Origin of the sequence: Flavobacterium sp. LS1R10, from assembly GCF_003968825.1 — a bacterium.
In the GTDB taxonomy this organism is placed as follows: domain Bacteria; phylum Bacteroidota; class Bacteroidia; order Flavobacteriales; family Flavobacteriaceae; genus Flavobacterium.
Map to the genome: position 1 here is coordinate 535,476 of NZ_RYDH01000001.1, position 12,722 is coordinate 548,197.

A 12,722-nucleotide genomic window follows, 5' to 3' on the forward strand; every position below is an offset into this window, starting at 1 on the left:
GTATTATATTTACGAACACAAAAGTATAAAATATCCGTATGATAACAAGTATTTTTAGAAAATCTACACCATTAAATTTTTCATTGGTCGTAATTTTGATGCTGGTTTTCTTTTCTATATACCAATTTCAAGATTTATCGTGGGTGAATTCCTTTTTTTCGATCCTAAATAAAGCAGGATTGTTCTGTTTTGTAGTGGCTTCTGTTTTTATTACCGATTTTGTGGCCAAAAAAAATGGATTGAGCAAAGACAGTACCTACACGATTTTTTTTTACTTTTTGTTGTTGCTTTTTTCCCCAACTATATTCGACAATACAAATCTGATTATTTCGAATTTCTTCATTTTATTAGCCCTACGTCGATTGATTTCATTGCAGTCCCTGAAAGCTTCTAAAGAAAAAATATTTGATGCCTCATTGTGGATTTTTCTGGCTGCTTTATTTCATTTTTGGAGCATAATCTTTATCGTATTGGTTTTTATATCTATAATTTTTCATGTTTCCAGAGATTATAGAAACTGGATGTTGCCTTTTATTGCTTTTTTTATTGCAGGAATTATGTTTCTGCTTTTTGCAACAGTTTTCAACCTGAATGTGGTTGATTACGTTTTGAAAAGTGTAAAAATTAATTTTAAAATTGATTATTTCACTACCAATTATCAAAACGGCGCCTTGTCTATTTATGCAACAATCGCGCTATTTTTTCTGGTTTCGATGTTTGCCACATTATCTAACAGGCCACAATTGGTGCACACTTCTTTCAAAAAAATTATTGCTTCGTTTTTTATTGGGGTACTTATTTTTCTGATTTCATCAAATAAAAGCAGCGACTTATTAGTGTTTACATTTGCTCCTTTGGCCATTATGGCAACCAGTCACATTGAACTGCCTCAACTTAAACTAAAACAGGAAATGGTACTATTTGTGCTTATTGCCTGCAGCTTGTTTGCTTTTTTTACGCAATTATAGCTTTTCACCGTAGGCTAAATCACCTGCATCTCCTAAACCGGGAACAATATAACTGTGCTCATTTAGCTTTTCATCTAATGTAGCGACCCAAAGATGACAATTTTCCGGCAAATGTGCTTCCAGATGTGCGATGCCTTCAGGAGCAGCAATAACGACCGCAATGTGAATCTCTTTAGGTGTGCCTCTCTCCATCAATTTATTGTAAACCGCAACGATAGATTGACCGGTGGCAAGCATAGGATCTACTAGTACTAAATTTTTGTTGTTGATGTCAGAAATGGCCTCGTATTGCACAAGTATATCAAAGGAATCATCATGGTTTGGATGGTGCCTAAAAGCAGAAACGAAACCATTTTCGGCATAGTCAAAATAATTCAGAAAACCCAAATGTAATGGCAATCCGGCCCGTAGAATGGAACATAAAACCAATTGATCCTTGATTTCAGTGGTTTTTTTAAGGCCTAATGGTGTTTTGATTTCTACACTTTTATACTGTAATTCTTTACTCAATTCATACGCCATTATTTCACCAATACGTTCAATGTTTCTTCGGAAGCGCATGCTGTCATTGTGAACGTTCACATTTCTAATCTGCCCTAAAAAATGATTTAGGACGCTGTTTTCCTCTGATAAATAATGGATTTGCATGGTCGTATTTTTGTAATTAAACTTATAGTTATTTTTATATGGTATAAAAGTATAAAAAGTATCTTTGTCTTTTAATATATAAAGATATGTTTTCAAAATTAGCGTACTCCGTATTCGAACAAAGTATCAACGATTATCATCAATTTGATAATGTGGATCAGCCCATAAATAATCCTTTCCCAAAGGATAAATTTGAACATTTGTTGTATCACAAAAACTGGATTGACACCGTGCAATGGCATTTTGAGGATATTATTCGGGATCCAAATATTGATCCGGTTGCCGCTTTGACCTTAAAAAGAAGAATCGATGCTTCTAATCAGGAACGTACCGATATGGTGGAATATATTGACAGTTATTTTCTTCAAAAATACAGTGCTGTAAAAGTAAAAGACCAAGCAAAAATCAACTCCGAAAGTCCGGCTTGGGCTTTTGATCGATTGTCGATTTTAGCCTTAAAAATTTATCACATGAATGAAGAAGCTACTCGTACAGAAGCTTCACAAGAGCACAGAGATAAATGTCAGGCTAAGTTGAATATTTTATTGGAACAAAGAACAGATTTGTCAACTGCCATTGATGATTTATTAACAGACATTGAAAATGGCAATAAATTCATGAAAGTGTACAAACAAATGAAAATGTACAACGATGATGATTTGAATCCTGTTTTGTACCAAAACAAGAAATAATTTAAACCCTCTTTTGTCAAAAGAAATCCAACATATATCCGTCATGAGGCTTTCCGCAATGGGAGATGTCGCCATGACGGTTCCTGTTTTACGCGCTTTTGTAAACCAGCATCCGAATGTTAAAATCACAGTGATTTCCAGACCGTTTTTCGAACCTTTTTTTGAAGGAATTCCGAATCTTTCTTTTTTTGCTTTCGATGAAAAAGTACGACACAAAGGGGTTGCAGGATTGTTGCGTTTGTTCCGAGATTTAAAAGGTTTAAACATTGATGCTTTTGCCGATTTACACAATGTCTTGCGCTCTAAAATCATCCGAAACCTTTTTGCTTTAAGCGGAAAAAAAGTAGCTTCTGCGGATAAAGGAAGAGCCGAGAAAAAAGCGCTGACCCAGCCAGAAAACAAAGTGTTCCAGCAACTCCCTACGATGTTCGAAAGACACGTTAAAGTATTTGAACAACTCGGTTTTACAATTAATTTATCACAACCTGAATTTCCTCAAAAAGCAATTTTGAGTCCAGAAATTCTTGCGATAATTGGAGAAAAAAATCAAAAATGGATTGGAATTGCTCCTTTTGCACAATACGATTCTAAAGTGTATCCGTTGGATTTAATGCAGGAAGTAATTGACAAATTAGCTCTGGACACAACCAATACCATTTTGCTTTTTGGCGGTGGAAAAAAGGAAATCGAAATCTTAGATTCGCTTGCTGCTAATAAAGAAAACATGATTGTTGTTGCGGGGCAACTCAAATTGCGACAGGAATTACAACTCATTAGCAATCTTGATGTAATGCTTTCCATGGATTCTGGGAATGCACATATTGCAGCAATGCTAGGCGTAAAAGTGATTACACTGTGGGGCGCGACGCATCCGTATGCGGGATTTTCACCGTTTAATCAACCGAAAGAAAATTCTTTGGTTTCCGATAGAAATATGTTTCCAAAATTACCGACTTCGGTTTACGGGAATAAAAAAGTAGCTGGTTATGAAGATGCGATGCGTACGATTTTGCCGGGGACAGTAGTTTTAAAAATAAAAATGTTTTTTTGAACCATTAAGGTATTTAGAAAAATTACATCTCAATTATGCCTCTCAAGATGTTTTAAACAAAGCTACCGTAAAGGGAACAGTTTTCCTAAACATCATCATAATCCACATAAATAGTTTCAGAAGTTGGATGTGCTTGACAGGTAAGAATCAAACCATCGGCGATTTCTTTATCGGTAAGGATGGAATTTTTCGTCATTTCGGCAGTTCCGGAGGTAATGCGAGCCAGACAACTGCTGCAAATTCCGCCTTGGCAGGAGTACGGAGCATCAAGGCCTTGTTTTAAAGCGGCATCAAGAACGGTTTGTTTTTGTGACATTTCAAAAGTCGTTTCCTCATCATCCACCATAATCGTGATTTTGGTATGTCCACCCAATGATTTTTTTATTTGATTTTCTTCGGCAGACGGAGTGAAAAGTTCAAATTTTATAGCCGATTCCTTGACATTATTTTCTTTTAAAACATCCGAAACCGTATTGATCATTGTTTCCGGACCACACAAATAGAATTTTTCGAATTCTAATTCTTTATGTTTATTTTTCAAAATGAAGTTGACGGTTGATTTTTCAATTCTGCCGAATAATTCACCTTCAATTTTGGACTGACTGTATACATAGTGAACAAAGAAACGAGCTACATATTTTTGTTGTAAATCATGTAATAGTTGGTGAAACATGGTTTCTTCTGGAGTTTTATTTCCGTAAACCAAGATAAAACTGCTTTTTGGTTCGCTGCTGAGAACACTTTGAATGATGGATAAAACCGGAGTAATTCCGCTTCCGGCTACAAAAGCTGCATAATTTCTGGCGCGATCCGCATCAGCAACAAAGGTAAATTTTCCTTCTGGAGTTCCTACTTCCAGGGTATCTCCCGCTTTTAGTTTTGTATTAGCCAATTGAGAAAATGCACCACCTTTTACGGCTTTTACCGCAATTCGCAATTCGCCGCTTTCCGGAGAAGAACAAATGGAATACGCACGACGGATCTCTTCACCGTCAAGTTTCAATTTCAAGGTGGTGTATTGACCAGCCAGATAGGTGTAAAAAGCTTTAAATTCTAATGGGACGTTAAATAAGACCGAAACCGAGTCTGTGGTTTCTCGTTTAACTTCTTTAATGTTTAATTTATAGAATGACGACATGTTGTTTTTTTTGCAAATATAGTAAACAGAATAGGTTTTTTGAATTCAAAATATTTGAAATTTAACATACATCACTAAGTTATGTATAAGTTTCTTATGTATATTTGTTAGGTACAATCGAGATGATTCCAAAACGCTCAATGACAAAAAAATGAAAAACTCACAATTATACAAAGGAAGTCTGAATACGATTATCATGAAATTGCTCGAAGAAAACGGCAAGATGTACGGATATGAAATCACTCAGAAAGTAAAGTTAATTACCCAAGGCGAACTCAACATCACCGAAGGCGCCTTGTATCCGGCTTTACACAAACTCGAGGCCGAAGGTTTGCTGGATGTTGAAATCGAAAAAGTGGATAACCGCATGCGAAAATATTACAAACTCACGGAAAGCGGTCAGAAAGAAACCGTCAACCGACTTTCAGAACTCGAAGATTTCATCCGAAACATGCAGAGTTTAGTGAATCCAAGTCCAAAATTAGAATTTTAATCTTATGAAGATGAAACTAACCACCGAACAAATAGAATATGTGTCCAACTATGTCAAATCCTTTGACATCAAATGGTATGAATTGCAAGTAGAATTTACAGATCACATGGTAAGCAGTATAGAGGAAATTTGGGAGAAAGATCCCGAACTTACTTTTCATCAAGTGAAACAATATGCTGAAAATAAGTTTACAGAGGATTCTAGTTTTAAAGCGATTCAAGAGGAAAGAAAACGTATTTTACAAAAATTGTACAGAAAAGTACAATGGAAAATGATAACTGAATATTTGAAGTTTCCTAAAATTTTTGGAAGTATTCTTTTAGTATATCTCGCTTATACTTTTTCAGCTTATTTTGTTAGTCCTCAGAAATATTTAGCGGTATTATTTTGTTCTTTATTACTCATTGGTTTGCCATCGTTATATTACTGGTGGAAAAACAAAGAAATTGATGGTAAGCACTTTTTAACTTTAGAAACCTTAAACCCTAATCTTTTGGTATTTTCTTTTCCTAATTTGGGAATGAGTATGAGTAATCTACTGAAACAAGAATTAGTCCAATACCAATGGTTGGTATTACTCTTTTGTTGTATTTGGGTATTAGGAATTTTGATTTCAATTACAGCAATTCACCTTCAAAAAGAAACAAAGGAAAATGTCAAAAAACAATACCAACTGAATTAATTTCACATGAAACTAACCCACCAACAAATAGACCAACTTTACCTTTTTACCCGTCAGCATTATGTGGAATATTACGATCTACAAACGGAATTGGTCGATCATTTAGCAAACGCTATTGAAACTGAATGGCAGCAAAATCCCAAACTTACTTTTGACGAAGTCCTGAATAAAGAATTCAGGAAGTTTGGCGTTTTTGGGTTTATGGATGTGGTGGAAAGTCGGCAAATTGCTTTAGGGAAAAAATACAACCGTATTGTATGGAGTCATTTTAGAAGGTTTTTTACGATACCTAAAATTATAGTGACAGTGTTTTTGATTTTGGCAGTGTTTTTTTTCCTTAAAAAATATTATACAATAGAGATTTTTAGGATATCCATGTTTTTTTTAATAGTTAGTATGCTGCCTTTTTTGTTTTTTGCAAACAGAAAAATGAAAAAACGTAAGCAGGAAACGGGAAAAATTTGGCTTTTTGAAAAAATAATTTCTAATTATGGAACTTTTCCGTGGTTAATGATTTTGCCCTTTCATTTTTTTAATATCATTAGAATTGATAGAACAACAAATCCACATGACTTGACACTATTTTGCATGAGCCTGTTGATAGTCTCAATGTCTTTGGCCATTTATATTGTATTAAAAATAATCCCTTCCAAAGCAGAGGCCTACTTAAAACAAACCTACCCGGAATATAAACTAGAAAATTTGTAACGTTTTCTTACTTTTAAATACCTATTACTAAACCAAAATAACCAAACTATGATTCAAAAATTTCTTTATCTCGAATGGAAAGCATTTTTTAGATCGGCTTCCTTCGCCACTAATTTGGCTTTGAAAATCCTGATGGGTTTTGTTGCCATTTATTTCATTTTAATTTTCTTGGCATTAGGAGTCGGGGCCTTTTATATTCTGAAGAAAATGAATCTGGACCCAATTGTTACCGTAAATCAATTCCTGATTTATTATGTGTTGATGGATTTAATCATCCGATTGCTGTTGCAAAAAATTCCGGTAATGAACATTCGCCCCATGTTAATTTTCCCCATAAAAAAATCCACGATTGTTCATTTCTCACTAGGGAAGACGGTTTTGTCCTTCTTCAATTTGGTGCACTGTTTTTTCCTGATTCCGTTTTGTGTTGTTTTAATTATCGAAGGCTATGATGTAGTTTCCGTAATGCTTTGGTATACTGCGTTGTTTTCATTGCTGTACATCAATAATTTTCTAAATATTCTATTGAGTAATAAGGACAATTTATTTGCCATTTTCTTAGCACTAGCTGCTATTTTAGGAGGATTACACTATTACGGACTCTTTAATATTACGGAGTTTACAGCGCCATTTTTTAATGCTATTTTCAATACGTACTGGGCTTTCGCTATTCCGGTTTTGGTTTTAATCGTGCTATATTATATTACTTTTCAGTATTTCAAAAAGAATTTATACCTCGATGCGGGGTTGTCAAACAAACATGATGAAGCCAAAACAGAAGAGCTGACTTGGTTAAACCAATTTGGAACCATAGGAACCTTCTTGAAAAACGACATAAAATTAATCAAAAGAAACAAACGTTCTAAAACCACTGTGGGACTGAGCGTCATGTTCCTTTTTTATGGCTTTCTTTTCTTCACTAATGGGATTGAAGCGTATAATAATCCTATAATGCATATTTTTGCGGGGATATTCGTTTCGGGTGGATTCTTAATCACTTTCGGACAATTTGTACCGAGTTGGGACAGCGCGTATTATCCGTTAATGATGACGCAAAACATTCCGTACAAAGGCTATTTGAGTTCAAAGTGGTGGCTGATGGTAATTGCTACAATTGTGACTACAACCATTGCTTCGTTCTATCTTTACTTTGGATGGCAGGTATATTTAACCATTATTGTGGGTGCCATTTATAACATTGGAGTCAATTCTCATTTAGTTTTATTGGGTGGCGCGTACACTAAAACACCAATCGATTTGAGTTCCGGGAAAGGCGCTTTTGGAGATAAAAAAGCATTCAATGTAAAAACGATGCTAATTTCACTGCCGCAATTAGGATTGCCCGTTTTACTGTATTGGGCCGGTTCTACTCTAGCCGGTGCTAATGTGGGATTAGCCATAGTGGCTTCGGCAGGAGTGATAGGTTTTGCATTCAAAGACAAAGTTTTCACCTTGATTGAAAAAATCTATAAATCAGAGAAATACGCAACCATTGCGGCTTACAAACAAAAAGGATAAATAGCAATCACATTATCCAAACAACCAGTTAACCGACTAAACTTCAAAAAATGATACAAGTAAACAACCTTTCGAAAACATACAACGGAACAACCGTATTAAAAATAGATACTTTAGAAATAAAAAAAGGCGAAAGCTTTGGATTAGTAGGGAATAACGGTGCCGGAAAAACCACTTTTTTCAGTCTTTTATTGGATTTAATTCAGCCATCAACGGGAAATATTGTCAACAATGACGTTCAAGTAAACACCAGCGAAAACTGGAAACCGTTCACCGCTTCTTTCTTGGACGAAAGCTTTCTCATTGGGTACTTGACGCCCGAAGAATATTTTTATTTCATTGGCGATTTACGCGGACAAAACAAAGCCGATGTGGATGCTTTACTGGCAACACACGAAGAGTTTTTCAACGGAGAAATCCTCAATAACAAGAAATATTTACGCGATTTATCCAAGGGGAACCAGAAAAAAGTAGGCATCATCGCCACTTTAATTGGGAATCCGGAAGTCATTATTCTGGATGAGCCGTTTGCCAATTTAGATCCCACGACCCAATTTCGATTAAAAAAAATCATCAAGGATTTAGCGGGTAATCCGGAAGTAACCGTTCTGGTTTCTAGCCACGATTTACTGCACACCGTTGAGGTCAGCAACAGGATTGTTGCGCTGCACAAAGGCGAAGTGGTCAAAGACATTCAAACTTCGGAGGAAACCTTAAAGGAATTAGAACTATTTTTTGCCGTTTAAAATTCAACGCAACAGTCGTAGACTAAACTTTTACCGCTAATTTGCTAATTGCATTTATTAATTTAAATGTTCAGTTTGCGAATTAGCGGTTTTTTTTGGGCGTAACCCTCCGTGATTGCTTCGTCGTTCCTCCTCGCAACTTCGGGTCGGGCTGTACGCTGTATCCACGCTAAAAAGCGAGGGATGCCGCTTCCATCCCTTACGCACGATAGGAAAACCGAAATATAACACCATAATTTTCACGATAGCAAAAAGAAATGTATTTTTACCACTAAATATACTAAAACGGGTATTTACTAGTTAATTGATAAAAAACGTTTTCCATTGAAAATCAATAGATTCAAGCAGTTATTTTTCTTTTTCTTTTTTTCTTTTTTGGCAGCCTGTTCTACCAAGAGAGATACTTTTATGGCAAGAAATTCACACGCGTTAAGTACCAAGTATAATATTTTATATAACGGTCAAGTAGGATTGGATAAAGGAGTTCTGGCGGTAAATGCCAATAGCGATGATGATTTTTGGCAACTTCTGCCGGTAGAAAAAATGCAAATTGTAGAAGATTTTACTTCCACAACAAAACCTAAAAATACCGATTTTGAATTGGCAGAAGCCAAAGCGACCAAAGCCATTCAAAAACATTCGATGAACATTGGTGGCAGAGAAAAAAACAGTCAAATAGACGAAGCGTATCTGATGCTTGGAAAAGCCAGGTATTACGACCAGCGATTTGTTCCGGCACTCGATGCTTTCAATTACATTCTCTACAAATATCCAAACAGCAGCAAGATTTATGAAGCCAAAATTTGGCGGGAAAAAACAAACATGCGTCTGGGAAATGATGCTTTGGTCATAAAAAACATCAGTAAATTAGTAGAAGATCACGACCTTAAAAATCAAGTTTTTGCGGATGCAAATGCCCTTTTGGCCGCTTCTTTTTTTAATTTAGAAGAAAAAGACAGCGCCGTTGCTAAGATCAAAAACGCGATTGAATTCACTAAAATAAATCAGGAAAAAGCACGATACCGTTTTGTTTTGGGACAACTGTATCAGGGATTAGGATACAAAGACAGCGCGGTTGCATCCTATCAATCCGTGATTGACATGAACCGAAAATCCGAAAGAAGATTTGTCATTCAGGCGCATGCCAAAAAAGCCGAATTGTTTGATTATGAAAAGGGAGATTTTAATTCTTTTGTTGAAACCTACGATGAATTAATAGAAGACAGAGAGAACAGGCCTTATAAAGATCTGATTTTTCATCAAATGGCAGTGTTTTATGATAAACAAAACAGACAGGAACAAGCCTTAGATTTTTATAACGCCTCGTTAAAGACCAGTTCAAAAGACACCTATTTAGTAGCGTCAAATTATAGAAATTTAGGAAACCTGTATTTTAGAAATGCGGATTATCCTGTGGCGGCAAAATATTATGATAGTACCTTGGTTAAATTGAATACAAAATCAAGGGAGTTTAATAAAATACAAAAAATAAGAAGCAATCTCGATGAGGTGATTTTGTATGAAGCGCTAGCAAAGCGAAATGACAGCATCCTGAATGTGGTGGCGATGAACCCTGCGGATCGTCAAACTTATTTTGAAAAGTATATCGTTCAACTAAAAGAAAAAGAGGAGGCCAAAAGACTTTTAGCGGAGCAAAATAAAGCAAAACAGGAAAACATAGAGCGGAATAATTCGATTGGATCGGCAGGTTCGGCTTCAGATCAAGAGTCCGCAAAACCCATTCGGAAATCACCCATGATGCCACCAACCATTCCCAGCGAGACGACCCAATCAGCGGGTAGTTTCTATTTTTATAATCCTACAACAGTTGCTTTTGGAAAAGTAGACTTCAAGAAAAATTGGGGCGAAAGGACTTTAAATGGGAATTGGAGACTTTCATCAGGAAATGCTAACCCAACTTTGGCTGCTGCTTCGGTTGAGAACAGTCAATCCGTTGAAAAGAAAACGGAATCAAATAAAATTATAGAAAAACACACACCGGATTTTTACCTGAAACAGCTTCCTACGGCACAAATCGAGTTAGACAACATAGCCAAAGAACGTAATTTTGCTTACTATCAATTGGGTATTATTTATAAGGAAAAATTCAAAGAAAATAGTTTGGCTATTGCAAAATTGGAACAATTATTAAACAATAATCCAGAGGAAAAACTGGTGCTTCCAGCGATGTATAATTTGTATAAATTATATCAAATCACCGATGTAAACATGGCAACTGCGATGAAAAAGGAGATAACAATTCGGTTTCCGGATTCGCGTTATGCACAAATAATTAACAACACCAATCCGGATGCAATTTCTCAAACTGAAACCCCGGAAAGCGTCTATGCTAAGTGGTATAAAGCATTCCAAGAAGAGCAATTTATTGCCGTTATAGAGCATTCAGACAGCTTGATTACTCAATTTTCAGGCGAGGATATTGTATCTAAATTCGAATTGCTCAAAGCAAGTGCCATTGGAAAACTAAAAGGTGTGACGGCCTACAAAAACGCATTACAAGAGGTGGCTGATAATTATCCAAATAGCGAAGAAGGCAAAGGAGCACAGGTTATTTTGAATGACCAAATCCCGTTTTTAGAGAAAATGGAGTTGAATACAACGGATTCAAATAATTGGAAAATTCTATATCAAGTAGGTTCTCGTGACGATAAAAATACAAAAGCAGTGGAAGAAAAAATTAAAATGTTCATAGCCAGTGAAAATCTTCAGAAACTATATTATTCCTATGATATTTATACGGAGAAAGAAAATTTCATTACCATTCACGGTATAAAATCACGGGTTTATGCAACTGACATAACATTGGTTTTAGCAGAGAACATAAAATATAAAATCACGGATGCCGCAATAGTGGTTTCAGGTGAAAACTACAAAGTAATCCAAATCAAGAAAAATCTCGAAACGTATTTGGTACCAAAAAAGCAATAATTATGTTTGATAAAAAAGCAAAATCCTATACCGATCTTTTAGGAAAAACGAATCGGATTGTTGAAGGAACTACGATAAAAGGCGATATTATTTCACAGGCTGATTTTAGATTAGACGGAAATTTAATTGGTAATTTTCAGTCAGAAGGAAAAATAGTGATTGGACCCGCAGGAAGTGTCACTGGAGATATTGTATGCAAAAATGCGGACATCGAAGGAAAATTTGAAGGTAAAATTCAGGTAACCGAAGTATTGAATGTAAAATCAAAGGCCAGTATTCATGGAGAAGTTATTGTAGGGAAATTAGCAGTAGAGCCAGGCGCTGATTTTAGTGCATCTTGTGCCATGAAAACAAATATTAAAAATGTAATGCAAAACGATGGACAACAAACCACCCCCGAAAAGAGCGAATAAATGGCTGCAGTTCATTAATATTCCAATTCAAATGGGAGTTATCATATTTTTGTTTTCCTATCTTGGGGACTGGTTAGACGAGAATTATCCCCATCCAAGAGTATATTACAGTAAAATTGTAGTGATGGTTGGCGTGGTTTTGGCATTGTACAATGTAATCCGTCAGGTAAACGAAATCAATAAAACGCAGTAATTTTTCAAAATAAAAAGCGTAAAAACCAATCGTAACACGTTCCGATTTTACAAATTAAAATAACGTTGCGCCTGAGTGCCTTTGCGGCAAAAAACAAATACAATGAATTTAAAAAAATACAAACCACTGCTGCCTTTATTGGTGCTTGCGGGATTGGCTTACGGTATTCATAGAGTTGTTTTTTATGTTTTGCACATAAATGACTCCACTTTTTACTATTCGATAGAAACCCTATACCTGCTGTTCTTGGCGTTGTCAATTATGGTATTTGTGGTTTTGCTGAAAGTGAAAGAACGAAGTTTTGATAATGTAGGCATGTCATTTCTTTTGAGCACCAGTATCAAAATGATAGTTTGTTATTTGATTTTAAAGCCTATATTGCGGGTTACAATTGAAATTAAATCAATAGAGAAAATTAATTTTTTTATAATGTTTATTCTCTTTTTAGCAATCGAAACCATATTAACAATACGTATCTTAAACGAAAAGCAATAAATATATTTTTTAAGGAACAAATCCATCA

Annotated in this window: 14 protein-coding genes; 12 read left to right on the top strand and 2 right to left on the bottom strand. The window is 35.5% G+C overall.

Annotated features, from left to right (window positions below):
• Positions 1-38 precede the first annotated feature (38 nt).
• Positions 39-968, top strand: a complete 930-nt coding sequence (locus EKL96_RS02355; protein ID WP_126457774.1) for a DUF6427 family protein — start codon at positions 39-41, stop codon at positions 966-968.
• Here EKL96_RS02355 and upp read toward each other — a convergent pair.
• Positions 963-1,616, bottom strand: a complete 654-nt coding sequence (gene upp, locus EKL96_RS02360) for a uracil phosphoribosyltransferase (RefSeq protein ID WP_126454984.1) — start codon at positions 1,614-1,616, stop codon at positions 963-965. The genes EKL96_RS02355 and upp overlap by 6 nt on opposite strands.
• Before the next feature lie 86 nt (positions 1,617-1,702).
• Between upp and EKL96_RS02365 the strand changes: the two genes are divergently transcribed.
• Together EKL96_RS02365 and EKL96_RS02370 are read left to right on the top strand one after the other, a co-directional pair.
• Positions 1,703-2,308 carry a DUF4254 domain-containing protein gene (locus EKL96_RS02365; RefSeq protein WP_126457775.1) on the top strand — a complete coding sequence of 202 codons (606 nt, stop codon included), beginning with the start codon at positions 1,703-1,705 and terminating at the stop codon, positions 2,306-2,308.
• Between the two features lie 43 nt (positions 2,309-2,351).
• The gene (locus tag EKL96_RS02370; RefSeq protein WP_126457776.1) at positions 2,352-3,359 is read left to right on the top strand and encodes a glycosyltransferase family 9 protein; all 1,008 of its coding nucleotides are present in this window, start codon (positions 2,352-2,354) and stop codon (positions 3,357-3,359) included.
• Between the two features lie 85 nt (positions 3,360-3,444).
• Here EKL96_RS02370 and EKL96_RS02375 read toward each other — a convergent pair whose 3' ends face one another.
• On the bottom strand, positions 3,445-4,497 hold the full coding sequence (locus EKL96_RS02375) for a ferredoxin--NADP reductase (RefSeq protein WP_126454992.1): 1,053 nt from the start codon (positions 4,495-4,497) through the stop codon (positions 3,445-3,447).
• A 151-nt stretch (positions 4,498-4,648) separates the two neighbouring features.
• Here EKL96_RS02375 and EKL96_RS02380 point away from each other — a divergent pair, with 151 nt between their 5' ends.
• From EKL96_RS02380 to EKL96_RS02420, 9 genes are all read left to right on the top strand, one after another.
• Positions 4,649-4,990 carry a PadR family transcriptional regulator gene (locus EKL96_RS02380; protein ID WP_091259149.1) on the top strand — a complete coding sequence of 114 codons (342 nt, stop codon included), beginning with the start codon at positions 4,649-4,651 and terminating at the stop codon, positions 4,988-4,990.
• 10 nt (positions 4,991-5,000) lie between these two features.
• Entirely contained in the window at positions 5,001-5,672 is a 672-nt protein-coding gene (locus EKL96_RS02385; RefSeq protein ID WP_126457777.1) for a hypothetical protein, read from the top strand.
• A gap of 6 nt (positions 5,673-5,678) precedes the next feature.
• Positions 5,679-6,380, top strand: coding sequence for a hypothetical protein (locus EKL96_RS02390; RefSeq protein ID WP_126457778.1), 702 nt, complete (start codon positions 5,679-5,681; stop codon positions 6,378-6,380).
• A gap of 48 nt (positions 6,381-6,428) precedes the next feature.
• A complete protein-coding gene (locus EKL96_RS02395; RefSeq protein WP_126457779.1) occupies positions 6,429-7,898 on the top strand; it encodes a DUF5687 family protein in 1,470 nt (489 codons plus the stop codon).
• A gap of 50 nt (positions 7,899-7,948) precedes the next feature.
• Positions 7,949-8,644 (top strand): ABC transporter ATP-binding protein, encoded by a 696-nt coding sequence (locus EKL96_RS02400; protein ID WP_126457780.1) that lies wholly within the window; start codon positions 7,949-7,951, stop codon positions 8,642-8,644.
• A 324-nt stretch (positions 8,645-8,968) separates the two neighbouring features.
• Positions 8,969-11,593, top strand: a complete 2,625-nt coding sequence (locus EKL96_RS02405; protein WP_158615213.1) for a tetratricopeptide repeat protein — start codon at positions 8,969-8,971, stop codon at positions 11,591-11,593.
• A gap of 2 nt (positions 11,594-11,595) precedes the next feature.
• On the top strand, positions 11,596-12,006 hold the full coding sequence (locus EKL96_RS02410; RefSeq protein WP_126457781.1) for a polymer-forming cytoskeletal protein: 411 nt from the start codon (positions 11,596-11,598) through the stop codon (positions 12,004-12,006).
• A complete protein-coding gene (locus EKL96_RS02415) occupies positions 11,972-12,199 on the top strand; it encodes an AtpZ/AtpI family protein (RefSeq protein ID WP_126455003.1) in 228 nt (75 codons plus the stop codon). Before EKL96_RS02410 ends, EKL96_RS02415 begins: the two co-directional genes overlap by 35 nt.
• Before the next feature lie 102 nt (positions 12,200-12,301).
• Positions 12,302-12,694, top strand: coding sequence for a hypothetical protein (locus tag EKL96_RS02420; RefSeq protein WP_126457782.1), 393 nt, complete (start codon positions 12,302-12,304; stop codon positions 12,692-12,694).
• The last annotated feature ends 28 nt before the right edge of the window (positions 12,695-12,722 follow it).